This window comes from Corynebacterium sp. MSK047 (genome assembly GCF_030232285.1).
GTDB classification, from domain to species: domain Bacteria; phylum Actinomycetota; class Actinomycetes; order Mycobacteriales; family Mycobacteriaceae; genus Corynebacterium; species Corynebacterium jeikeium_D.
On record NZ_JASPJI010000018.1, the window covers coordinates 1 to 23,163 of the forward strand.

Annotated in this window: 19 protein-coding genes and 2 pseudogenes; 10 read left to right on the plus strand and 11 right to left on the minus strand. The window is 57.3% G+C overall.

Features of this window, described 5'->3' with window-relative positions; all coding sequences use genetic code 11:
• Positions 1–272 precede the first annotated feature (272 nt).
• The 4 genes and pseudogenes from QP981_RS08260 to QP981_RS08275 all read right to left on the minus strand — a co-directional run bounded on the left by QP981_RS08260 (position 273) and on the right by QP981_RS08275 (position 5,703).
• Positions 273–1,491 (minus strand): annotated as a pseudogene (locus tag QP981_RS08260) (IS110 family RNA-guided transposase).
• 165 nt (positions 1,492–1,656) lie between these two features.
• Positions 1,657–1,863 carry a hypothetical protein gene (locus QP981_RS08265; RefSeq protein ID WP_284857829.1) on the minus strand — a complete coding sequence of 69 codons (207 nt, stop codon included), beginning with the start codon at positions 1,861–1,863 and terminating at the stop codon, positions 1,657–1,659.
• Between the two features lie 301 nt (positions 1,864–2,164).
• Complete coding sequence (locus QP981_RS08270; RefSeq protein WP_284857828.1) at positions 2,165–2,320, minus strand: hypothetical protein; 156 nt, start codon at positions 2,318–2,320, stop codon at positions 2,165–2,167.
• 2 nt (positions 2,321–2,322) lie between these two features.
• A complete protein-coding gene (locus QP981_RS08275) occupies positions 2,323–5,703 on the minus strand; it encodes a type ISP restriction/modification enzyme (RefSeq protein WP_284857827.1) in 3,381 nt (1,126 codons plus the stop codon).
• 272 nt (positions 5,704–5,975) lie between these two features.
• Here QP981_RS08275 and QP981_RS08280 point away from each other — a divergent pair, with 272 nt between their 5' ends.
• From QP981_RS08280 to QP981_RS08295, 4 genes are all read left to right on the plus strand, one after another.
• A complete protein-coding gene (locus tag QP981_RS08280; RefSeq protein WP_284857826.1) occupies positions 5,976–6,185 on the plus strand; it encodes a helix-turn-helix domain-containing protein in 210 nt (69 codons plus the stop codon).
• 180 nt (positions 6,186–6,365) lie between these two features.
• Positions 6,366–6,872: a hypothetical protein gene (locus tag QP981_RS08285; protein WP_284857825.1), complete on the plus strand. Its 507-nt coding sequence runs from the start codon at positions 6,366–6,368 to the stop codon at positions 6,870–6,872.
• 61 nt (positions 6,873–6,933) lie between these two features.
• A complete protein-coding gene (locus tag QP981_RS08290; protein ID WP_284857824.1) occupies positions 6,934–7,137 on the plus strand; it encodes a hypothetical protein in 204 nt (67 codons plus the stop codon).
• A 677-nt stretch (positions 7,138–7,814) separates the two neighbouring features.
• Complete coding sequence (locus tag QP981_RS08295) at positions 7,815–8,057, plus strand: hypothetical protein (protein ID WP_284857823.1); 243 nt, start codon at positions 7,815–7,817, stop codon at positions 8,055–8,057.
• An 813-nt stretch (positions 8,058–8,870) separates the two neighbouring features.
• Here the strand turns inward: QP981_RS08295 and QP981_RS08300 are convergent.
• Together QP981_RS08300 and QP981_RS08305 are read right to left on the minus strand one after the other, a co-directional pair.
• Positions 8,871–9,788, minus strand: a complete 918-nt coding sequence (locus QP981_RS08300) for a hypothetical protein (protein WP_284857822.1) — start codon at positions 9,786–9,788, stop codon at positions 8,871–8,873.
• Positions 9,785–10,375: a DUF6932 family protein gene (locus tag QP981_RS08305; RefSeq protein ID WP_284857821.1), complete on the minus strand. Its 591-nt coding sequence runs from the start codon at positions 10,373–10,375 to the stop codon at positions 9,785–9,787. Before QP981_RS08305 ends, QP981_RS08300 begins: the two co-directional genes overlap by 4 nt.
• Before the next feature lie 374 nt (positions 10,376–10,749).
• Between QP981_RS08305 and QP981_RS08310 the strand changes: the two are divergent.
• Positions 10,750–11,859: pseudogene (locus QP981_RS08310) on the plus strand (acyltransferase family protein).
• On the opposite strand, the gene QP981_RS08315 reads toward QP981_RS08310, so the two are convergent.
• Both QP981_RS08315 and QP981_RS08320 read right to left on the minus strand, forming a co-directional pair.
• Positions 11,853–12,278 (minus strand): carboxymuconolactone decarboxylase family protein, encoded by a 426-nt coding sequence (locus QP981_RS08315; protein ID WP_049171597.1) that lies wholly within the window; start codon positions 12,276–12,278, stop codon positions 11,853–11,855. The pseudogene QP981_RS08310 and the gene QP981_RS08315 sit on opposite strands and share 7 nt — an antisense overlap.
• Complete coding sequence (locus tag QP981_RS08320; RefSeq protein WP_284857820.1) at positions 12,262–13,164, minus strand: LysR family transcriptional regulator; 903 nt, start codon at positions 13,162–13,164, stop codon at positions 12,262–12,264. Before QP981_RS08320 ends, QP981_RS08315 begins: the two co-directional genes overlap by 17 nt.
• A 69-nt stretch (positions 13,165–13,233) precedes the next feature.
• Between QP981_RS08320 and QP981_RS08325 the strand changes: the two genes are divergently transcribed.
• Positions 13,234–14,157: a TDT family transporter gene (locus QP981_RS08325; protein ID WP_284857819.1), complete on the plus strand. Its 924-nt coding sequence runs from the start codon at positions 13,234–13,236 to the stop codon at positions 14,155–14,157.
• Here QP981_RS08325 and QP981_RS08330 read toward each other — a convergent pair whose 3' ends face one another.
• Together QP981_RS08330 and QP981_RS08335 are read right to left on the minus strand one after the other, a co-directional pair.
• Positions 14,158–15,348 carry an MFS transporter gene (locus tag QP981_RS08330; protein WP_126107987.1) on the minus strand — a complete coding sequence of 397 codons (1,191 nt, stop codon included), beginning with the start codon at positions 15,346–15,348 and terminating at the stop codon, positions 14,158–14,160.
• Positions 15,348–16,073 (minus strand): IclR family transcriptional regulator, encoded by a 726-nt coding sequence (locus QP981_RS08335; protein WP_069358794.1) that lies wholly within the window; start codon positions 16,071–16,073, stop codon positions 15,348–15,350. The genes QP981_RS08330 and QP981_RS08335 overlap by 1 nt, the downstream gene beginning before the upstream one ends.
• 65 nt (positions 16,074–16,138) lie before the next feature.
• Between QP981_RS08335 and leuC the strand changes: the two genes are divergently transcribed.
• From leuC to QP981_RS08355, 4 genes are all read left to right on the plus strand, one after another.
• Positions 16,139–17,566 (plus strand): 3-isopropylmalate dehydratase large subunit, encoded by a 1,428-nt coding sequence (gene leuC, locus QP981_RS08340; protein ID WP_284857818.1) that lies wholly within the window; start codon positions 16,139–16,141, stop codon positions 17,564–17,566.
• A gap of 62 nt (positions 17,567–17,628) precedes the next feature.
• Positions 17,629–18,219 carry a 3-isopropylmalate dehydratase small subunit gene (gene leuD / locus QP981_RS08345; RefSeq protein WP_038628602.1) on the plus strand — a complete coding sequence of 197 codons (591 nt, stop codon included), beginning with the start codon at positions 17,629–17,631 and terminating at the stop codon, positions 18,217–18,219.
• 47 nt (positions 18,220–18,266) lie between these two features.
• Complete coding sequence (locus QP981_RS08350; RefSeq protein ID WP_284857817.1) at positions 18,267–19,658, plus strand: 3' terminal RNA ribose 2'-O-methyltransferase Hen1; 1,392 nt, start codon at positions 18,267–18,269, stop codon at positions 19,656–19,658.
• A gap of 2 nt (positions 19,659–19,660) precedes the next feature.
• Positions 19,661–22,129, plus strand: a complete 2,469-nt coding sequence (locus QP981_RS08355) for a polynucleotide kinase-phosphatase (protein ID WP_284857816.1) — start codon at positions 19,661–19,663, stop codon at positions 22,127–22,129.
• A gap of 3 nt (positions 22,130–22,132) precedes the next feature.
• On the opposite strand, the gene QP981_RS08360 is transcribed toward QP981_RS08355, so the two are convergent.
• The gene (locus tag QP981_RS08360) at positions 22,133–23,113 is read right to left on the minus strand and encodes an NUDIX hydrolase (protein ID WP_172954645.1); all 981 of its coding nucleotides are present in this window, start codon (positions 23,111–23,113) and stop codon (positions 22,133–22,135) included.
• Positions 23,114–23,163: the final 50 nt, after the last annotated feature.

Here is a 23,163-nt window from a genome sequence, read left to right on the forward strand (position 1 = left end):
AGCTATTCTTTGGTGATTTGTGGTGTGTGGTCTGGGGTTATGGTGGCATGCGGACACACTTTTCTTTACTTAACCCGTGGAAACACTTCCAATGTTTCGGTTGATGGTAGCAATTGAGCCTTCCGTTCGGCTGGGGAGTCGTAGTCGAGGGATTTTCGGGGCCCTATGTTTTTGTCAAGCCAAAATCAGAATTTTTAAATGAAGCTCTTGGGGGGGGGGGCACGGTCATTGGGCCCATCAAATGGTGTTGGTGGGCCTGATTGCTACTCGGCTTAAACTGCTACTGATTGTTTGGTAGGTGCCTCTCGGTAGAATTCCTTGTTCCCAGCATGGCGTAGGATGACGTTACATCTGCGTCTGGCTAGGCACATGAGTAGGACGCATTGTGGCGTTTGCCTTCTGCTCTATTGCGTTCATAGTAGGTTCGGGATGTTTCGTGGCTTCGAATGGCAGCAAACGCTTCAGTAGAATATTGTATTTTTCAGTCGCTTGTTTCCTGTTCTGGATGGGAACTCGCCTCGTATTGATGAGCTTGATCTTCGTGTCACAGGAGCAATTCCTGCATAGGCGGCCAGGTGGCCAGAGGATGCGAAGTCGGATCCATTACCGATGGAAAGCAGGATTTGTGCTGCGGTCTTGATGCCGATTCCCGGCATACTCGATTCAAGACCGCGGAGGCAGGGATATCCTCCAGCATGCCGTCGAGCTGGCCGGCGATAGTTTCGCGTTGGGCCTTTAGTGCTTTAATGTTGGCTGCCAGCTGCGGGAGAGCAAGCTCGGCTGCCTCTGTTTCGGGAACAGTAACAGTTTGTGCCGCTAGTGCGACGAAAATGTTGTCTACCGGCACGTCTGGGTGTGGTGGCTTGTCCTGGATAACCATGCCAGAACCCGGGTGCGACCAGCTTTTTCAGTCCTGTCGGGCCTTTGTAATGGATGAGTAGGTCCAGTACCGGGGTGGGGGTACGTGTGCTGCCAGTGAAAACTCGCTCCAGGCTGGGGTGGATTTGGGTGATAATACTGCGTAGCCGGTTGAGGGTTGTGGTGCGGTCACGAGAAATGTCATCGTCAAAGCTGGACAGCATCTTGAGGGCCGAGAGTACTTCGCTGTTTGGGTCAACCGCCCGTAGGGTGTGCGGCATTGTTCGTGCAGTGTCGGCGATGATGAAGGTGTCGCGCCTGTCGGTTTTCGCCTGTTCAGGGTAGGGATCCGCGGCTTTTGGTGCGGCCAAGCCTGGTAAGTAGTCGACCTGGCAACCGTGTTGATAGGGAAACCGCAATGGGTAGTGCTCCGATGGTGTTGGGTTGGTCAACAACAACTAAGTCTGTGCCGTGAGCCTGAAGGTCATCGAAGAGTGCTGCTAACTCTGATTCGAGTTGGAGAAGCGGTTTGTCGAAAACCTTTGTTCCGTCCTTGTTTAAGGCGCAAGCGTGGTATTTGGATTTGTCTACATCTAGGACAAGGAAAGTGTCGATGGGAATATCCGGCGACATGGATGGCTCCTAGGGGGGGAAAACGTGGTGGATTTGTCGGTCGCTGGTGTCATGACATCGGTGGCGCACCCACGTTACAAGGAGACCTTGAGATTCTGGTCGCCTCCCTATTAGCTGTCATCGAATGCTCTGGTGTCGGGCGGCATCACTTCCGGATTATTGAGACTACAGGGCGATGAAGCCGTACCCGGCCCAGTGGCTATCCCCATTATCGGGGATGACTTCAAGGTAACGGGCTAGAATAAACTGATTGGGGCGGTAGTGGGCTTTGCCGTGAGCCAACGGTGCCGCATGGAAGCGGCGCATGGGTACGGCGCGGCCAGCCACATCGAACAGCATCACTCCTGTCTCATCGACGTAGACTGTTCCCACGTGAGGTAAGAAGCTTTCTTGGCCCTCAGACCCGCGCCAAGGCACAGACAGACCACCAGCTGTTTTTGAGTACGTGGGTCGCAGCATTCGCCGCGTAGTTCATCCAGATCACGCTTTGCTCGATCTCTGCTGGCGTATACGGCGTTGGAGCGGAGTCAGGTCCGGCAGGGTCGAGTGCGTCTGGTTCGACGTAGCTGGGATTGACGATGCGGGCGATGGCTCACAGTCTAGAGCGGCGGCGTTGCGCGGTTCCCGGCGAGTAGGCGGGGATGAGGGACTCGGCATAAGCGTTGATGATGTCTCAGTCGGGTACGTACTCCTTCTCCAATTCGTAGCTTTGCGTCTCAACAGCCCACGTCACGAGATCCGTTAGGACGAGACTGTCCTGCGAGCCAGGGGACAGGTTTGGATGGGAGAGCAGCTGGGCTACGAAGTCGGAGATAGGGGTGGTGGACATGACTATTCGAGATTCAGGGTGGCTTGCGTCCTAGGTTGCTCTTTCGGCTTGGAGCTCTCAGACTTGCTTGGGGCTCCAAACAATCGTGTCGGGATCTTGGGCTCTGTAATCAATCGTTCCAACAAGTGCCCAGCTCGGGGCTCTGCATTTACGAAAAATTCTAGCTGCCAGAGAAGTTGTAAGAGCTCGCCATCCTCCGACCATTCGTGGGCTTGAATCTTGTCCAACCAGGAGTCGGAAAGTCCACGTGCATCTTTCATTCTGTATCCGAGCCACGAGTCAACTACGCGCATGCCGGAGACTTCGAACTCCATGACTTCAGGTGAAACGTTGATAATCTGCAGTTCGCCCACGTTCAGAACCCGTGCAGTGCGGTCGTAGCTCCAGGTTTCAGGGTATGTACGCGCAGGAGTCACCTGCTTGATTGACGCTGAACCGCGAGACAGAGTCTGGGTTTGGACACCAAATTGATTGATGCGGCCGCCGCGTTCGCCCCATGTAGCCTCGAAAACTAGCTCGGCTCCAAGTTCAGCCACTTCCTTAAATAGGGCATAGTCGGTAGGAAAAATCACCGTTGGGGTTGATTCTGCTAGCTCATCTCCGAATCGTCGAGAATACGCAGATGTGCCCAATTGACCTACAACAAATTGTGCCACTTCCAGTCCCGTTATGGCTTGCTGGTACGTATCTGTTAGCACGGGGAGAATTGAGTGCAGGAGATTGAAAGACTCGTCGTTGACGTCTCGGTACAGAGGACGGACATCTTTGGCTCCACGATTACTGAAGAAGTCGAAATCGACCGGGTAAGGACTCACCGTGAGTGCTGGTCCTTGTCCGATTGCTGTGGACGACAGAGATACGAAAAATATTTGTTTCATGCTTGCTTGGTAGCGCCACACAGAGCCAGGACGATCGATCAGCCTGTGATCTGCAAAGCAAAACTGACGATCGAAACTCCTGTATCCATAGCGCTCAATTGAAATCGTGTGTAGTGATGGATCCTCAGAGATCGCTGTCGATTTATCCGCTGACGAGGGGATCATCGAAGATTTAGAAGGCTCATTGAATTTTCGACCCGACGGAGAGTTGTCAAAAATCTCCTCGCCTACGGAGTCCTTTTGGTGCTCAATGAGTGCTTCCATCCGTCGCGTCAAAGCTTCAGTGGTTGGCGCGATCGGCCATTTGCGTCCAACCTTTGAACCGGAGAAATACCACGGGAAGACCGACTCCAGTGGAATGCCGTCGCTAAGTGAAGCTGCTGTGGACGGAACAAACTTATCCGACCAGTCGGCGTCTTCGAGCCTGATCCATTCGTGTGACGTATCCGGCGCGCTGACGTTGTTGAGTGCGTCAAGTTTTTCCTTGCGAGTTCCGTTGATTCGGCGATAAAAGATCTCCGCCTTTTGTTTCATGCGATTGTCATGGCGCTTTTTGACGAACTCCCCCGTCTGTTTGTTGAGTGTGTTTTGATGTTGTACGCCCACAAAGATTGCAACTGGTGTCTCAATCGTGAAGACATTTTCATCCTTCCGCGCTCCTCGGTTATCTCCACCGAGATCGATAATCCAAATCTCATCAAAGACTTTTCGCATATAGGAGCGCACACCAGCGAAACCTGGGCCGCGCAGGTACGAGGACGAAGTAATGAACGACACCACGCCAGGTTCCTGAGGATTTTGCTGGCACGCTTTCCACAGTGCCCAGCGGATGAAGTACACGTACAAGTTGTAGAGGTTCTTAGCCTGTCCGCCCGCACCAAGTGCCCTCAACGGAGCAATGAAGTCATTGATAAGCGGCTCATTGCCGTCAAAGTCTTGGAGAACCACGTTGGGAATTTCCGCTGTACCAAGAGAATCTCTGCGTTTTCCGCGCTTATATGGCGGGTTGCCGATAATAACACGAACGGGAGTTTGCTTGTCTTTGATAATGCCTGCTCGCTTTGACTCTTCGCTAAGGTCGGCTTCGACATGCCACAGCGCATATTGGGAAGAGTCTTGAGACAAGTCTCCGGCGGCGAGCAGCGTGTTAGTAAACAGAACCTGCACGCCGTCCTTGTCGAGTTCGAGACCAGTTGCTTCGAGCGCCTGGGTCATGCGCAGGTGTGCCACTGAGTAGGGGCCCATCAGTAGCTCAAAGGCACTCAGCCGCTTCGACAGTGAGCGGGCTGCGTCCTGAGGCGCTGCGGAGTCTTTGAGGACATGCTCGGTGATAGCCAACGGGTAAGTTGCGGTGCCGGCGGCGGGGTCAAGGATGTTGACCGAATCGTCACCGAGGCCCTTGGGGCGACCGATTCGGGTCCTGATTGCATAATCAACAAGGCGGACCTGCGCGCGGACAATCTCGACAGGCGTGTAGTAGACACCGGATTCCTTGCGCATCTTCGGGTCGTACGCGGCCAGGAAGTCCTCGTAGAAGTAGAGCCACGGGTCCGTTTCTTTGGTGAACTTCGCTGAGTCAACGGCACCGAGGGTGGCTTCTAGGAGGTTAATCGGATCTTCGACAAGCTCGCGGAACTGTTCTTGACCCATCAGCTCTAGGACAGAACCCAAGAGTTTGTGTCCATTGCGCCGCAGCCCTCGGGTAAGTGTGTTCACGCTGAACTCGTCGGCGGGGATGTCAGTCTCCACGCGAGCTAGCAACAAAGCATAAGTGAACGTCTGAGCGAACGAGTCAGCGAACTGAGCCTTGCTCGCACCAGGCATGAAGTCGATCTTCCAACGGGCATACAGACCATCAAGGGCATCATCCTCGTTGTCCCCAATAACTTCCTTGACACTGTCACGTAGGAAAGCCGTTAGCGGAGCTAAGAGATCTGCCAGAGCACGGGGAGATGAGGGAGTGGTTGGTTTCCACGTCAGGAACGCTGTGAGAAGCTCAGCTAGAATTTCCAGCTGATTGTCGGGCACGTTACCTTGCGAGTCGGCGTCGAGGATTACGTGATAGAGCGGAGCCTTGAGCCCCTGACGGACCAGTGACCACTCCCAGCCGTTTGTATAAATGAGGTTGGAGTGGTTCTTGAGTTTCTTCCATTGGGCTTTGTCATGCTTTGACCAGCCTTGAGCCTTGTATGGGTTTGCGCCCTTAAGCGAGGATTTGAGCTCGATGTGTCCGACGAGTGGACCTGTGGTCCGCTTGATGGCCATGTCGAGTCGAACCCCCTGAATATCATCGGCTGCGGTCTGCCGGTGCTCCGTGACTACACGGATCTTGCGCGCCATAAACTTAGCCGTGCCCATGAGGAAGTTGTGGATCGGTGTCTTGAGCTGATCCTCGGGACTGGTTCGACGGTCCTTTCCGAGTTCGTCATCGATTACCGCAAGTTCACGAACGAGCGTAGAGACAAGCAAGACGAAGTCAGTCGAGCTGGGGGATAGGGCAACCACAGTGATCCTTTTGGTCGGGGATAGCTGGGTTTAGTTTATCGATTCGAGATTGGGGCGGACTGAGTTTACGGCAGTGAGTTTGGTATTTTCGGTTGTCCTGGTGCTTCTACGCACCTATAATCAGTCACAACTGCCGTTGCCTAACAAAAGTGGTCGTATGCCCCGCATAGAAGCGTCTCGTGGACATGTATCCCGACTGGCCTAATACCGATTCTGTAGATATACGCAACGAGGTTTATCGTTGCTTGCCCCTGTTGGCGAAGAACGTACAGATGGAGGCTGGTAAACACGGCTCTGTTCGCTATGTGGCGGAGCGCTCGCAAGTCTCGCACACAATGATTACTCGCTTCGTTCGCGGCGAGTCGATCCCTAGAGCCGATACCATCATGGCGATTGAAGAGTTCGTGGAAACGAGCGTGTGGCCGGTACGTGAGACCACAGCTACGCCTGTCGAGTTGCCTAAAGGATCCTGGACCCGGTAGACGGGTAAGCCATCCCTACTACCTCGAATCTATCGAGAGAAAAGGCCGACGAACATGGCCCTCGAAACCTACCAACCGTCCATCATCTCCAATACGCGCTGGGAAGCGATTCGCGACTTCACAGTGAGCCTTGGGCAGTAGTACCGCGACCTTCACCCCGAGATTGCCTACAACCGCTACATGCCTGTCCTAACGCGACTGATCGATGTGGCGTGCAAAAGGGACGGCTATGAGCAAGGCATCGAGGTCGTGCTTGACGCTGAGATGATGATCCGCGATGAGCTAGACGATCTCTCCGTCCATTCACGGGGCGTATACAAGACCACGCTGCGCAGGCTCGGAGAAACGCTCAACCCGAGCTGGATGGGGCAGACGATCTACAAGAAGCACGCCCGTACGACCTCACAGCCGCCGTACACCCCAGCTGAGATAACTGACATACTCGACTGGTGTGTGGACACGGACGAGTTCATCAGCTGCGAGCGACGCACGATCGTGGCGCTGGGATTAGGCGAAGGGTTGACGAGTCGGCAGATGAGTGGGCTGAAGTGGTCAAGTGTCGAGGTTGACGAGCGGGGAGTGCTCATCTATCTGTTCGACCGCACGATCGCTGTAACGGCTTGCTGGGTCTACCTACTCGACCTGGACAAGGAGGGCGAGATGAGTACGTTCTGCGCCCCAATGTGACGAGCCGAGAGCCTGATGATGTGACGGGCAGGACGGCACGCAACAAGATCGAGTCAGGAATGTGGCCGATATTCGCCGACTGAAAGCGACATGGATCGTGGACTTGATAAACCGCTATGTGCCCGCTGCGTTTACCTGTTACGCGGCGGGGATCAAGACGTTGAAGGGCTACGATCAGCATCGACCAGACCTCGGGGATAGGGATTTGGTGGCGACGCTGGGCCGTTTCATTGAGACAAGCGGGGTGGGGGTGCGGGTGGTTTAGGGGGGGGGGGATCCGTGTCCGCGCTGCTTACTAGTATGCGAGGCATGACTCCTAAGTATCTCCAAAAGAACCCCTTTCCCGCCGTGACATCGAGACCTGTTGGATCTGCCTAGAGCGTCCAGCTGATTCTCAGGGGCATGCATTTAAAGCCAGTCGAATCTGCGAGCTGATGGTCGATGGAGAGCCGCTTCATGTTTCATGAATACGTACGCCAGGGCGAGCGCTATCGGACTGGACGGGAATACCTACGTACAGGGTCAACCGCTGGCTTATTTTGCTGCGGTAATTCAGGACGGACCTGTTGGAGTCGTGTTCGAGTGGGCAGATCCGAGTCTCAAACAAAACCCCTCCACTCGCCTTTGGTATTCAACCGAACTTCGTCGTGCAGGATCGGGAATTGTTTCAAGGGCCAATCCGTGAACTACTCTATACCTGGGATGACTACACGCGAGGCGTATTTCTTTATCAAGACCTTGAAAAGGTTGGGGTGGCGTTGGAGAAACTTACCGCGCAATTAAATAACCCAGCTCTCCAGCCATTTGAAAAGAACTCTGCTATGTAGATTGCGCAGACCAAGCAGAAAAGAGGCAATGCGTTGTTCGCGGAGCTTCAGGAGGTACTACCCGAAGCGCTTTGGCTTACAGGACAGGATACATACGACAACGGCTACTAAGGCTGTGCCGACGACGGTTCGCCGGACCGTCGCTCAGCTCCCCGCGGAGACTATCACCCAGACTCAGCCCGCAACGGTAACTTCGACTCTCGTGGTTTCGACCGTCACCAAGACCGTCTTCGCAGAGCCGAGCAACTCTGGCTCATCCGATGGCTCGGTAGTTGGCTGGATTCCGGCATTCTCGTCGCTCTGGGCCTCGGCGGTATCGATGGGTTCATGGCTCAGAACCTCAATATCTCTAGTCTGAATTTCTAATATCGGCTGTTGAAGCTAATCGCGCTCCGTTGACTCGACGGAGCGGGGTTGGCTGATCCTGCTCCTATCCGGCGTAATCATTCCTGTCCCTACGACGCAGGAGCTCATATGCCCGCAAAACAATTCACATCAGCTGGTTACTGGAGCAATGGAGCCGAGTCCGAAACCACAATCTCACGATCCGATTTCCCACCCGACATAGTGGCGATGATTGATCTGCTCACAGCTCGGTGATACCGGCCCAACCTTCCGCATATCGGCTTTGACCTGATGGAGAAACACCACCAAGGAGCCAAGGAACTTATCACTGACTTGAATCGCGCTTTGCATAACGAGTGGGACATGCTCGGCGGCTGGGCGGGACTGTATGAATCTGGTCAAGCCCAGCGAATCGTAGCGCGGGTGACAGCCGAGGTCGAGGATTGAGAGCTGGCTTCTTTTTGCGGCGGCATCATCGAGGATTTGTTCCTGTCGGCCATGAACGATGAGCGGTCAGCGCAGGAAGGCCGCAAAGTTCTCAAAGAATTAGGGGTACAATGCCCCGACGTCCTGTTGATGTTCCGGCACGATCTATCTGGTCTTGCTGACGGCGAACTGGAGTTGTGGCACTCGGAGCTGCGGCGTAGCTATCTGCCACTGGCTGATTCAAAATGCTGTCGCAGCGGAGCAGGAAGGGGATGGTTTACCGGCGTGGCAAATAGCTAGGTCGTAAAGGAAAACTCTCCAAACCGGGGGGGAGTTCGGTGAGTCTTGGGTCTGCCAATCCCTTGCGCAATGGTCCGATGAGACAGAGTGGCAAAACACGTCAAAACAGACCATGTTGTGAGTAATCGACTTTATCTGACACATAATCAGACCGCGCGGAAACCTCAGAGCCAAATCCATCAATGTATTTAGTCGTTTCGACGTCCCACGACACTGAATCCCCAATGAACTTGTCGAGATTCTTGAACGCACTTTGTTGTACGAAGACTTCGTTCTTTTGTGCTCGTTTTGTAAGGGATGAACGAACAGTGACTACATAGAGATTATCTTCCGCATAAGCTACTGCAGCTATGATTCCCTGAACGACCTTTCGCTGTGAGGAAGGCAGTTGCTTGTGCTTGAGTTCATTTAGGTACTCAGCGGAACTCTCGGTGATTGCTACCACTCGGGCATTGCCAGTGTGGGAGAACCAAGCAAATTCCGCAGTTAAATTATGCTTGGTCAACTCTTGACTCAACTTGTATGCCCGACGAAGGGCAGCAGTTTGCCCCGGCTGATCGATGTGCGCCTCGATGTTCTTTATAAATGCGAGGGCCTTGGCAGCAGCAGCGTGAGCAGACGAGTGTGACACAGTCACACTAGGGTCTCCAAGGACATCTTCTTCAACTACGTCACGCTGAGTCGGTTCATATACTAGGACAGTGCTTCCGGATTCAATGCCAGTCAATTTTAGGTCCATGTTGAACGGGCTTTCCGCAAAAAGACCAGTTACAGCGGATTGAACAGCTTCAAGTGGCTTGTCTACACCTGCGAGTTCGGCGGCAGGACCTTCGAGGTGAACTTTTAGTGCCTGAGGAGATGAGGGATCGATGCCGTACTGCTCTCGAAGCATTTCGTTAGTGAAGCTATGCGTGCGCGCGCGCTGCTCGAAGTCACTTTTTTCGTCGATAGCGCTTAGCCATGATGTGTCGTGATCTCGGCTTAGATCAAGTAATTTCTTTCGAGTTTCAGGAGTCACAGGATTACCTCAACATATCCACGTCGAGACCCGGCCGATGACCGGCTTGGGGCTCTATCATCGCTGTTTCTTTTGCGCTGCCACCAGTCATCCCATGCACCTCGATTCGTCAGATAGCTAAGCTCAGCCTGTGTAAGATCACCAAGCTTGAAAACTGACTTTACCGGATAATAGTCCACTCGCAGAGGGGTAATTTTTGAAAACTCGGTACTGCTTCTTAGCTTCTTTCTTGAGAAAGCTTCTTGGCCAATCCACCCAGTTCCGGGTTTTCCTTTTATTTTTTGCAATGTGCTGTGGTTGAGAAACAAGGTGAAGTCCAGATTTCCAGGCTCAGGCTTATCACTTATGAAACTCCCGCCCAGCCACAGATACGTTATTAGTGACTCAGTTGGCTCAATCCAACCTTCACTGATTGCGTGTTCTTCAATCTTCGCAAACCTTGCTAGATAAGTCTCAAACTGCCCCCAAATGTGTAGCCTGTGTTGTGATTCGGGCATTTGAGTCACCCACTTATTCTTGGCTTCGGAGAGTGACATCCTAATCCGGCCAGGTACCGGAGTGACGTAGTCGTTTTGTGCAGTAGTCATTATTCTGAGGGGAATTTGAATCTTCGGTGATTTCCGCTAAAGCTTGCTGAATTAAGTTTACTTTGTCCGCGCTCAAAGATGGCTTCAGGGGGGGCGAATACCAAAGAACAACCGAACTCACTATGTTCCTGTACGTGGGGCTCAGAGCGACGGATCGTTTTCGTGAAATGACCGGTGCTACTTCTGAAGTTGATCAAAGGTTGATCATCGGTCATGCATTTTTACGTAGCGCTAGGAGTTGTTGTGGTGCAAGCCCCGAATCTCTGTGGTGCAGAGGTATCTGTAGGTTGGGGGGGGGCAGGCTTGTGGGGAGATTCGTGATTGTGCCGAAGATAAAAAGCACGACAACCCGATCGCGCTCCTAAAATATTGGCATGAATTCGGCCAAGTCCACCTACGTTCCGGAGCTGACCAGCATCCGAGCCATCGGCGCGTTCGGCGTCCTGCTCACGCATGCCGCGTTTTGGACGGGCAATTACACCGGCGATTGGTGGGGGCGCCTCAACGGTCGATTCGAAATCGGTGTCACCATCTTCTTCGTGCTCAGTGCGGTTCTGCTCACAGGGCGCTGGCTCGGTTCGCCTGACGACGTCCCCGCGAACCGACCGGACTTGCGGAAGTACTTCACCAGCCGTGCGAAGAGAGTCCTGCCAGCCTACTGGATTGTGGTCACTGCGGCCTTTCTCATTCACACCGCAGACGACCCACCACCATCTGGTGGAGGGCTACAGGGCTGGTTGCGCACGATGTCGTTTACCCAGACGCTCCAATTCGGCTGGATTCACCCGGGCTTGCCGTAGATGTGGTCGATGGTGGTGGAAGTCGGCTTCTACTTGGTATTGCCGCTGGTGGGGCTTGGCATCTGGACGATCACAAAGGGGCGGCTACGGCCTGGTCCAACGTTGGCCATCATTATTGGTTTTGGCCTCATTGGCCCGGTCTGGACTGTGCTATCGCACGGGGAAAACCTGCTGCCGGTGGTGGCACGGCTGTGGCCGATGGCGTATTTCGACTGGTTCGCCATCGGTATGCTGCTGGCCTACGGGCGAAAAGTTGGCTGGCGCGTTAATTTGGCGGCCAGCTGGCTGATAGCGCTAGTCCTGTTTTTCCTATCCACAACCACTCACGTGGGGCCAGCAACCTTGGTGCCGGATGATGTCGACCAGGCGTTGTGGAAGACCACGCTGTATGGCTTGTCCGCAGGCGCATTCGTGGCCCCGATTGCGCTGGGTACGGAGGTAAGGTGGCTTCGTCATCCAGCCTTGATGTGGTTGGGGGAGGTCTCCTACGAGTTCTTCCTCGTCCACGTGTTGGTCATGGACTGGGTAATGAGCTTGATGGGTTATCAGACCTTCCAGGGCTCGATGTTGGCAGTGGCAATTGTCACCACAGCCATCGCCCTGCCATTGTCGTGGCTGCTGCGCCGCATCACTGATGTACTAATGCGGAGGCCAGGGCCTGAGAGCCCGTGGGCTGCCTACTGATCGTCGTCGTCAAGCGGGCCGAGCTCGGCAACGAGCACTTCCTGCGCGACCTTCATTGCGGACAGTGCGGCCGGTGCGCCGCAGTAACCGGAAGCGTGGACGATGGCTTCGGTGATCTCGGTGCGGGTCAGACCGTTGGCGAGGGCGCCCTTGATGTGGCCGCGCAGTTCCTCGGTGGCTCGCAGAGCGACGAGCATTCCAATGTTGAGCAGAGAGCGATCGCGCTTGGCCAGCCCTTCGCGGCTCCAGACAGAACCCCAGACTGTGGCGGTGATGTGCTTCTGCAGGGTCTCTCCGTCGGAGCCAGCATTGCGGGCGAGGGCGGCATCGACGAATTCGTCGCCCATTACCTCGCGGCGGATTTGGATACCGGCATCGTAGCGGTCGGAGGAAAAGAGTTCATCATTCGAATTGCTCATGCTTGCTAAGTATAGGACTAGCAATGCGGATAAATTCCGAAATGTCCCCACTAGCTTTACTGCCACGACGCATAACCACGCTGAGGTTGCGAGTAAAAACGGTGTCGGTGGGAACGATGACGATGCGCCCGAGCGTTACCTGATCGCGAATTGCGCCGCGGGCGATGATTGTTGGCGCTGCCAGCGCAATCATTCCAGCGCGCTGTGCTGAAAGGGAGCCAAATTCTCCGGCGGGTTCGGTGAGAGTGCCCAGTGCATCTTCCACCACCTGTCGGCTGCCGGAACCCGGTTCGCGAATAACGAGTGGCGTCGCGCGCAGTTCCTCGGCGGATATCTCGGCCCGCTCAGCCCACGGATGGCCAGTCGGCACGGCGAGGACCAATTCGTCGGTGCCGATGATTCGTTCTTCGAGGTCGTGCCGACCAGCCTCGCCCTCTACCAGCCCGAAGTCCACCGCACTGTCGGCTACTAGTTGCCGCACCTCACGGGAGTTTGCCTGCACCATCGAAAGTTTGACTGCGGGATGTTGCCGGTGGAACTCTGCGGCCCAGCCGGGGTAGTAGAGCTCAGCGACAGTGTTGGACACCGCAAGGGTGAGGTGGCGGGGAACATTGTCGGAACGCAAGCTGGCGGCAATGCCCGAAAATCTGTGGCAGGCGGCGAGGAGATCTGGGAGGGCGTCGATAAGCACTTGCCCTTTTTCTGTAGGTGAGACGCCGTAAGGGGAGCGTTCGAAGACGGTGATTCCCAGCGCTCTTTCCGCCCGTGCGATGCGTGCGGACATGGTCTGCTGGTTGGTGCCGAGCTCACGCGCGGCCTTCGAGATCGACCCCGCACGGGCGACGGTGAAAAGTGCTTCGAGTTCGGCCACAGCGGAGGGGTACATGCGTCAATGGTACCCCTCACAGAGTTTCGTGATAGCGGTGACTGCAGCAAGAACAAATACGGTATGGGCATGACCAACTCTCCTTGCAGTGATGTGCTTGCGCCCGCCGGGCCTGCGTGGGCAGGATCGCTGATGGGCACCTCCATCTTCGCCACGCTTACGCACATTCATGATGTGCCGGTGGTTCCGGAACTGCTTCTCGTCGTGGCAGGTGGCATTCTCAGTTTCATAGTGGTCGGTTGGTTGCGATTTCGAAACCCGGCTTTTCACTCGAAGTTGCAGGCGCCGTGGGGCATGTTCGCGATGGGCATTATGTCTCTCGGTAGTGCTGCGACTGCGCTAGCTAGTAACTCATCGTGGCAGCTGGCGTCCTGGTGGATCGGTGCGCCGCTGGCAATCTACGTCAGCCTTCGCCAACTGCGAGGATTCGAAGGCGAACCAACTTTTCAGTGGGGCCTCGCGCTAGTCGCCCCGATGGTGGCGGCGACAAGTGGCGCGCAGCTGAGCGTTGACTACGGCACGTTCTATCACGTCTGCGCACAAATACTCTTTTGGATGGCGTTGATTACCGTTCTGCCGATTTTCGTACGCTGCTACGTCGCGCTGTTCTCTGGCACCATGCGCATCCCCGATTCCATCGCCGGTACTGCCTGGATTCCGCTCGGGCTGGTCGGTCAGTCCACGGCCGCTGTGCAGCTGCTTTTCAACCGAACCTTCGCTGTCGCTTACGGCACCGCTGTGCTCATCGTCGGTGTCTTCCTCGCTGCCATTGCTTTACGACGATTCACCCGCGCCGTAATCAGTTGGGCCGGATACAGCCCTGGTTGGTGGGGTGCAACCTTCCCCGTGGGCACTCTGAGTCTTGGTACGCACAGTCTGGGTGACACTACCGGCGTGCAGTGGCTATACGTGATCAGCGCTGGGCTGCTGTGTTTGCTGGCTGTGCACTGGTGCGCGTGCGTGGCTCGATTTGTTTGGTGGGTGCGGAGCTAGCTAGTCAAGCTCGACCCGCACCCTCCCGTTGCGGTTCTGGTCTTCTCGTGGCGCAATACCCAGCGCGGCGGCGGGGAACAGAGCCGTGACGGCAAACAGTGCGGGGAAGCCCGCAGCGGCCACAATCGCACCCGAAACCGGAGGCGTTGCAGCGTAGATAATGTTCTGGAACGTGTTCTGCGTACCCATAGCGCGTCCGGACCAGAAGGGGCCTGCGTATTCAGCAACTGCGGTGAAGGCAAGACCATTCGGGCTGACCACGGCAACGGCCAGTGCGCAGACCAGCACAGTGCCAAGTGTGCGCCAATCAGCCCAGCTGGCAATCATCATTGTGACAGCCAGGATAAAAGTCGCACCCGAGACCCAGCGGTAGGGGCGGATGCGGGACCGAACGCGGTCGGAGACCACACCCATCAGTGCTCGCGATCCGGCACCGAGCAGCTGTGAGACCATCACAATCGTGCCCGCCGTGCTATCGGCATAACCCACGGACAACAGCCACACCAGAATGTAGGCGCCCATCATCGACTGCGGCCAGGACAGCAGCGCCGAGGCGATATGGATGCGCACAAGGTATTTGCCGTCGCGGTAAGGGCTGGCCGTGACGGTGGGGTTCGAGGCATCAGGGCGAGGGGGATTCTTTACGCCTATCAACACAAGTAACGCCAGCACGGCGCACAGGATTGCAGGCATCGCGAGTGCGACACCGATGCTGTAGTTCTGCGCGAGAGGGTGCAGGGTTACCGCTGATAGTGCAGCGCCAAGGGGCTGAGCCATTTGGCGAATGCCCATCGCAGTACCGCGTTGATGCGGCGGATACCAGCCCGACACCACGCGGCCGGATGCAGAATTCACGCTCGCCGCCGCACATCCAGCGAGGAAGAGCGCAGCCCCGAGCAGGGCCGGGCTTGACGACGAAGCCAGCGCCGCAAGCCCCGTCGTCAAGGCGGTAGAAGTCAAGCCTGCGAACAGAGCTGCGCGTTCGCCGTAGCGGTCGACAAACCAGCCCCAGGCGATGAGTGTGAAAACAATACCGGCCGCCGGCATTGCTGCGACGAGACCGGCGGCGGAGAGGCTTAAACCGTTTTCCTGCAGGGATGGGATGAGAAAAGGCACACCCATGTGAACGACGGACGAACCGACCGCCGCGAACATGGACAGAAGTAGGACAAGGTGACGGTAAGCGGGCATTACAGTCGGGAGCTCATCTCCTCGGCAGCGGAAAGAACCTTTGTGCCCCAGCATTCATAGGGCGACGGAGTCATGCGCTCCACGGGGCCGGAGACGGACAGGACTGCAATCATGCGGTGGTTGCCGTCGAAAACCGGGGCGGAGACAGAGGCGAGTGCGGGGTCGCGCTCGCCCATGGACTCAGACCAGCCGAGACGTCGGCAGTCATCGAGATCCTGTTCGTTGAAGTCGGCGTCGGGCAGCATGCGCTCAGCGAGATTGGCCGGGCCAAAAGCCAGCAGAACACGTGCGGCGGAGCCGGCGGTCAGCGGCATACGAGAGCCAACCGGCACGGTGTTGCGCAGCCCGGTGGCGGGCTCCATGGAGGCAATGCAGGTGCGGGTGTCGCCGGTGAGACGGTAGAGCTGCACGGACTCTCCGGTTACCTCTACTAGCTTCGGCAGGATGTGCGCTGCGGCGTCGGCAAGCAGGTCGGTTGTGACAGGCGTGATCTCGGTGAGGCCGGGGCCCGTCGTCCAGCGGCCGTCCGGAGTGCGGGTGACAAGGCGGTGTACTTCCAACGCCGTGGCCAGCCGATGGGCGGTGGCGCGGGGCAGGCCGGTGTCGTCGCAGAGCTCGGCGAGGGTGCGAGGAGTTTCTGCAACGGACTTGAGAATGAGTACCGAACGATCGAGAACTTTAATGCCACTTAGAGCTGGCGTCTCGGATGTGCTAATCTGTCCCATGCCATGATATTAACATCTCATACTTTGAGATAAAAGCGATATATCCGGAAGGCGGCTCACCCACTATGCGCACCACGGACACTAGCCCGAAGACTCTGGCCGAGAAAGTCTGGCGTGACCACGTTGTCAAGCAAGGCGAAAACGGCGAACCAGATCTGATTTATATCGATCTGCACCTCGTCCACGAGGTTACCTCGCCGCAGGCTTTTGATGGCCTCCGTCTGGCAGGGCGCAAGGTGCGCCGCCCGGATCTGACCATCGCAACCGAGGACCACAACGTTCCGACGACTGTAGCCGGTGGCCAGATTGATTTAATTGAGGAACCGACCTCTCGCACCCAGATTGCCACATTGCGCAAGAATGCCGAGGAGTTCGGCATCCGCCTGCATCCGATGGGTGACCGCGAACAGGGCATTGTCCACGTCGTAGGCCCGCAGCTGGGCCTGACTCAGCCGGGCACCACCGTTGTCTGTGGTGATTCGCACACCGCTACCCACGGCGCTTTCGGTGCGATGGCCTTCGGTATCGGTACCTCCGAGGTGGAGCACGTTCTGGCTACCCAGACCCTACCGCTGAAGCCTTTCAAGACCATGGCGGTCAATGTCACCGGCGAGCTGCAGGATGGCGTTACCGCCAAGGATCTGATTCTGGCGATTATCGCCAAGATTGGTACCGGTGGTGGCCAGGGCCACGTTATCGAGTACCGTGGCGAGGCCATCGAGAAGCTGTCGATGGAAGCCCGCATGACCATCTGCAACATGTCCATCGAGGCCGGTGCCCGCGCCGGCATGATCGCCCCGGACGAAACCACCTTCGAGTACCTGAAGGGCCGCCCGCACGCGCCGCAGGGCGAGCAGTGGGACGAGGCTGTCGAGTACTGGAAGTCGCTGGTCACCGAGGACGATGCGGAGTTCGACAAGGTTGTTGAAATTGACGGTTCCGCGCTGACCCCATTCGTTACCTGGGGCACCAACCCGGGCCAGGGCGTACCGCTGGGCGAGACCGTGCCGGACCCGGAGTTCATTGCTGAAGACTCCGACCGGATTGCCGCCGAGCGTGCACTGGAGTACATGGATCTGAAGCCGGGCACCCCAATGCGTGACGTCAAGGTCGACGTTGTCTTCGTTGGCTCCTGCACCAACGGCCGCATCGAGGACATGCGCGCCGTTGCCGATGTACTGAAGGACCGCAAGGTTGCCGACGGCGTTCAGATACTCATCGTGCCGGGCTCCGCAAAGGTCCGCGCGCAGGCTGAAGAAGAGGGACTGGGCAAGATCTTTGAAGAAGCAGGCGCTGAATGGCGTATGCCGGGCTGTTCCATGTGCCTGGGCATGAACCCGGACCAGCTGACTCCAGGCCAGCGTTGCGCTTCGACCTCCAACCGCAACTTCGAGGGCCGCCAGGGCAAGGGTGGTCGTACCCACCTGGTCAGCCCTGCCGTCGCCGCAGCTACCGCCGTCGCCGGTCACTTCGCAGCACCGGCTGATCTCTAACTGACTCTCACTGCCGATCTTTGCACAACAGAACCAAGCAGAACTTCTAAGGACCTTTCACCATGGAAAAGTTTGATACTCACACCGGCGTCGGCGTTCCCCTGCAGCGATCCAATGTCGACACCGACCAGATCATCCCGGCCGTCTACCTAAAGCGCGTCACCCGCACCGGATTTGAGGATGGCCTGTTCAGCAACTGGCGCAACAACGAGTCCGACTTCGTGCTCAACCGCCCGGAATACGCCAAGGGCTCCATCCTCGTAGCAGGGCCGGACTTCGGTACCGGTTCCTCCCGTGAGCACGCCGTGTGGGCGCTGATGGACTACGGCTTCCGCGTCGTCATCTCATCCCGCTTCGCCGATATCTTCCGCGGTAATGCCGGCAAAGCGGGCCTGCTCGCCGCACAGATGCAGCAGTCTGATGTCGAGCTGCTGTGGAAGTTGCTCGAGGCCAACCCGGGCATGGAGCTCACCGTCAACCTGGAGACCCGCACCGTCGAGGCCGGCGAGCAGGTCTTCCCGTTCGAGGTCGATGACTACACTCGCTGGCGTCTGATGGAAGGGCTTGACGACGTCTCTCTGACCCTGCGCAACGAAGCGGACATTGTGGCCTACGAGAAGAGTCGTCCGGCCCACAAGCCGAAGACGATGTAGGTCAAAAATGCTCTAGTCCAATCCGCGGTAGGCGTTAAACTTGCCGTATGTATCTGGCAATCACTAAACACTCTCGGCTAGGTGAATCTTCGCCTGTTGAATCGGCACGCGATTTGGGATTTATTTTGCGAAAGCATCCCGATCGCGTGCATGAGGCCGAGTTAAAGTTCGGTGTTGCCCGCGTCTTTTTCCCCACTGCAACCGATGCCGAATGCACGGCAGCCCTCTGGGTTGATATTGACCGCGATGAGTTGCTGAAACTCAAGCAGTACCGTGCCGATACGTTCAATCTGACCGGCTACATTAATGATCGGCAGTGGGCTGCGTCATCGCTTTTGACTGTGGCGTTGAAGTCGGTCTTCTCCACGGCGATGGTCATGGAAAAGATTTCGCCTTACGACGAAACCCCTAGCGACCTCACCGCGACAGTCGCGGCGGTACCCGGCACCGAGGAAGAAATCCGGGCTCTGTTCGAACCGCTGGGGTGGAACGTCGCCTGCGATTTTTCGAACAATATTGCCGGCCAGAAGTTCTCACCGACGGTAACGCTTTCGGGTAGGGCAACCGTCCGCGATTTGCTCAATCACCTGTATATTCTGCTGCCCGTCCTCGACGGTGGGAAACACTATTGGGTCGATGACCGGGAAATCGACAAGCTCGCCGCGCGTGCGCGGGACTGGCTACCGGAGCACCCACAGCGGGAGAGAATCCTGGGGCGCTATCTTGCGGATCAAAAAGGCCTGGTCAACGAGGCCGTCGTGAAGCTTGCTGGGGAAGCTGCTGCAATCGAACTGCCCCGCGGTGACCAGCCAGCCAAGCCACTTAATCGACAGCGCCAAGAGCGAGTACTGCGTGAAGTACTTAGCCTGCGCCCGCGCAGTGTAGTCGACATCGGCTGCGGTTCCGGCGTGCTACTGGGGCCGATGCTGGAGAATCCGCGAATCGCGCAGATCGTTGGTACCGATGTTTCTGTGGGGGAGCTTCGTAAGGCGCACAAGGCGCTGAACCTAGATCGCATGCCGGAGCGCCAAGCCGCGCGGGTTGAGCTTTTCCAATCCTCGGTCACCTATGCCGATGAGCGCATTGCGAACATGGACGTGGCAATCCTGATGGAGGTCATCGAGCACATTGATGCCGACCGGCTGCCCGCGTTGGAGAACAACGTCTTTGGAGCAGCCCGGCCACAGTACGTCATCGTCACCACGCCGAACAGCGACTATAACGCGTGCTATCCAAACCTAGCGCCCGGGCAGTTCCGACACCTGGATCACCGTTTCGAGTTTAGTCGAACGGAGTTTCGCCAGTGGGCGAAGGACGTGGCCGAGAAGTTCGGTTATCTGGTGGACTTCGACGGTATTGGGGACGTGCACGAAAATTACGGCCAACCAACACAAATGGCGGTCTTTTCCTACGACTTCACCGCAGCAGAGGAGAGCTAACTATGAGTACCATCTCACTTCCTAACCTCAGCTTGGTCATGCTGGTCGGTGTCTCCGGTGCTGGAAAGTCGACCTTTGCGGCACGACACTTCGGCCCGTTTGAAGTCGTATCCTCGGATACTTGTCGCGGCATTGTTTCCAACGATCCGAATAACCAGGCGGCGACGGCGCCTGCTTTTGAGCTGCTGGAGACGATCGTCGGCAAGCGGCTGGAAGCAGGCTTACTCACCGTGGTCGATGCGACGAATGTGAAACCGCAGGACCGCGCCCGGCTCGTGAAGCTGGCGCGCAGACACCATGCGCTCAGTGCTGCTATCGTTTTGAATCTTCCGTTGGCGGAGGTGAAGGAGCGGCACAGGCAGCGCACTGACCGCAACTTCAGAGTAGAGGTGTTGGAGCGCCAGCACCGTGACCTGCGCCGAGGGCTCAAGCACCTGAAGCGCGAGAAGATTCACAACGTTTTCATCTTGAATTCCGCGGAGGAAATCGACAACGTCACCATTGAACGTGTGCCGCTGAAGGTCGATCGCAGCGATCTCCACGGCCCTTTCGACATCATCGGCGATGTCCACGGTTGCTTCGACGAGCTGACCGCACTGCTGGAGAAGCTCGGCTACGAGCTCTCGGCGGATGGCAGCAATGCTCATCACCCAGATGGCCGCAAGACCATTTTCGTTGGTGACCTCGTTGACCGCGGCCCCAATAGCCCAGCCGTCTTGAAGCTGGTCATGGGGATGGTCTCGGACGGCAATGCTCTCTGCGTGCCCGGAAACCACGACTCTAAGTTGGTGCGCGCCCTCGACGGCCACAACGTCACCACGGGCCACGGGCTGGCCGAAACGCTCACTCAGCTCGCAGGCGAAAGTGAGGAGTTCCGGAAAGACGTCCGCGACTTCATCGACCACCTGCCTGTGCACTACGTGCTTGATGACGGAGCCCTGGTCGTAGCCCACGCGGGACTGCCTGAGCACCTCCATGGCAGGGCCTCTGGAAAAGTCCGCGAGTTCGCGCTCTACGGTGCGACTACTGGCAAGCTCGATGAAAATGGCCTGCCAGAACGTCTGGATTGGGCGGCGGACTACCGCGGTGCCGCCCGTGTTGTCTATGGCCACATGGAAGCGGACCGTCTGCGCTGGGTCAATAACACCATGTGCATCGACACCGGTTGCGTATTCGGCGGTAAGCTCTCTGCACTGCGCTATCCCGAACTAGAGAACGTGCAGGTCGATGCAAAGCAGACGTGGTGGGAGGCCCCATCCCGCAAGACCACCAACCGACCGGAGTCCGAGCTGCGTATCACTGACGTGTTAGACGTCGATGGTATCCAGACTGGGCGCCATGGACGCATCCGCATTGATAGTGACCGCGCGGCTGCAGCGCTGGAAACCATCAGCCGTTTCACGCTCGCGCCCGAGGGAATTCCTTACCTGCCACCGACCATGTCACCGGCGCCGACCTCGCAGCGAGAGGGATTCCTGGAACACCCGGAGGAGGCATTCCGCTACTACGCTGAACACACTGACCAGGTCATTTGTCAGGAAAAGCACATGGGTTCCCGAGCTGTGCTCTGCCTGATTCGGCCAGGAGCAAAGACCCGTTTCGGTGCTAGCACCTACGCATATACCCGGACGGGGCGTGCCTTCTTCGACGGTAAGAATCTAGCACTCGACGAAATGACCAAGGCCGCAGAGCGCGCCGGGCTGTTCGACCAATTCGGCGACTGGGTCCTGCTCGACGGCGAAGTATTGCCTTGGAATCTCAAGGCGCAAGGGCTTATCGACGACATCTATGCACCCACTGCTGCCGCCGGTATTGGTGCTGCCAGACAGCTCGCGGCCGCTCTGCAGGCAGCTACCGGCAGGAGAATAGAGGTCGGCGGTCCCGCTCCAGAACAGACTCTGGACGAGCTCGAGAAGTTCCGCGCTGCTTACAACCGCTATGTCGACAGCGACAACAAGATTCAGTTCGCACCCTTCCAAGTGCTGGCAAGTGAGGATGCCACCTGGCACTACAAGTCGCACTCATGGCACTTGGATATCGCGAACCAGCTGGTAGCAGCTGACAGTAAGATCTACCGGCAGACGCGCTGCTTCGTCCTCGACCCCAGTGGCCCGGAACAGGTGGAGGCCGCATCGCAGTGGTGGTTGCAACTGACAGAGTCGGGCGGGGAGGGGGCCGTCGTCAAGCCAATGGAAAACGCGGCAGTGGACCGCCAGGTGCAGCCCGGCATGAAGGTGCGGGGGCGGGAGTATCTGCGCATGATTTATGGGCATGACTACCTGCACCCGCAGCGTCAAGAGCAGTTGAAGCGGCGAAATCTGCAGCACAAGCAGTCATCGGCGCTGCGCGAGTATGCCCTCGGCATTGAGTCGCTGGAGCGTCTAGCGGCGGGCGAGCCTCTGCATCGAATCCACGTCCCTGTCTTCGGCGTGTTGGCGCTGGAGTCAGAGCCGATGGATCCGAGGTTGTAGGACCTACTTCACCGGCAGCGCCGAGGCGTAGTAATCAGCCGTGGTCATCACACCGTCGTTGAAGCCCAGCACCCAGGCAGAGCCCTTCTTGCACAGGATTTCCTCGTCGAAGGGCAGGGTGCCCTCAGCGGACCAGGCGGCAAGCAGGTCTGGGATGGTGATGCCCTGAGAGCAGATGACGCTGACTCCGCCTAGCGCGACAATGTCTTCGAATGCCTTCTTGGACTCAACCTGGTTGGCAATCCAGTGCTCGTCGCCAAGCCGTTCGTCGACTGTGACCTGCATTCCCAGCTCTGCGGCGAGTGGCGCGACGGTGTCCTGGCAACGCACGGGCTCGGCGGAGTAGATCCGCTCGGGGCGGAAGCCTTCCAGGGCAGAGACGAGCAGTTCCGCTTGACGACGTCCCTTCTTATCCAGTGGCCGCAGTGCATCATTGCCGTTCCAGTTGGTGCGACGGTGCGCACGCCCATGGCGAACCAGAATGAGACGGGTGTCCGGTTCCTTGTTCATGCGCTTGCGGGCCTTGACCAGCACGTCGCGGTCGAGGTCGTAGGACAGCAGCTCCTCGGCTTCGTCCCAGGAGACCCAACGAAGCTCGTTGACCTCGGAGTTCTGTTCGAATTCGCCGTCTAGAACCTCAGCGGTCCAGTACCAGACCAGCTTCGTTCGTCCGGCGACAGGGTAAGAGACGTTGCCGACGAGCTTGCCCAGACGGACGCGGTAGCCGGTCTCTTCCCAGATTTCGCGGACGGCGGTGGCAATGAGGTTCTCGCCGGCGTCGAGCTTGCCTTTCGGCAGCGACCAGTCGTCGTAGGAAGGACGGTGAATCACGCAGATTTCAGGGTTATGGACATCGCCGCGCCATAGAACCGCGCCGGCCGCGAAGGTCGGCTTGGTGACATCCTGACCTGGCTTCGTCGGAATCTGGCGCAGGCGACCGGTCACGGAGGTATCGCCCTTGAGGTCCTTGTCCTCTTCGTGCATCATCGTGAATTCCCTTTCAATCCTTTGTCGCCGACCTAGTTTAGTATCGC

Excerpts from the sequence above, each read along its gene's own strand:
- QP981_RS08270 (WP_284857828.1), bottom strand. The coding sequence starts at position 2,320 with ATGTCCACCACCCCTATCTCCGACTTCGTAGCCCAGCTGCTCTCCCAT.
- QP981_RS08280 (WP_284857826.1), top strand. The coding sequence starts at position 5,976 with ATGGAGGCTGGTAAACACGGCTCTGTTCGCTATGTGGCGGAGCGCTCG.
- QP981_RS08285 (WP_284857825.1), top strand. The coding sequence starts at position 6,366 with ATGCCTGTCCTAACGCGACTGATCGATGTGGCGTGCAAAAGGGACGGC.
- QP981_RS08305 (WP_284857821.1), bottom strand. The coding sequence starts at position 10,375 with ATGACTACTGCACAAAACGACTACGTCACTCCGGTACCTGGCCGGATT.
- QP981_RS08315 (WP_049171597.1), bottom strand. The coding sequence starts at position 12,278 with ATGAGCAATTCGAATGATGAACTCTTTTCCTCCGACCGCTACGATGCC.
- QP981_RS08320 (WP_284857820.1), bottom strand. The coding sequence starts at position 13,164 with ATGTACCCCTCCGCTGTGGCCGAACTCGAAGCACTTTTCACCGTCGCC.
- QP981_RS08325 (WP_284857819.1), top strand. The coding sequence starts at position 13,234 with ATGACCAACTCTCCTTGCAGTGATGTGCTTGCGCCCGCCGGGCCTGCG.
- QP981_RS08330 (WP_126107987.1), bottom strand. The coding sequence starts at position 15,348 with ATGCCCGCTTACCGTCACCTTGTCCTACTTCTGTCCATGTTCGCGGCG.
- QP981_RS08335 (WP_069358794.1), bottom strand. The coding sequence starts at position 16,073 with ATGGGACAGATTAGCACATCCGAGACGCCAGCTCTAAGTGGCATTAAA.
- leuC (WP_284857818.1), top strand. The coding sequence starts at position 16,139 with ATGCGCACCACGGACACTAGCCCGAAGACTCTGGCCGAGAAAGTCTGG.
- leuD (WP_038628602.1), top strand. The coding sequence starts at position 17,629 with ATGGAAAAGTTTGATACTCACACCGGCGTCGGCGTTCCCCTGCAGCGA.
- QP981_RS08350 (WP_284857817.1), top strand. The coding sequence starts at position 18,267 with ATGTATCTGGCAATCACTAAACACTCTCGGCTAGGTGAATCTTCGCCT.
- QP981_RS08355 (WP_284857816.1), top strand. The coding sequence starts at position 19,661 with ATGAGTACCATCTCACTTCCTAACCTCAGCTTGGTCATGCTGGTCGGT.
- QP981_RS08360 (WP_172954645.1), bottom strand. The coding sequence starts at position 23,113 with ATGCACGAAGAGGACAAGGACCTCAAGGGCGATACCTCCGTGACCGGT.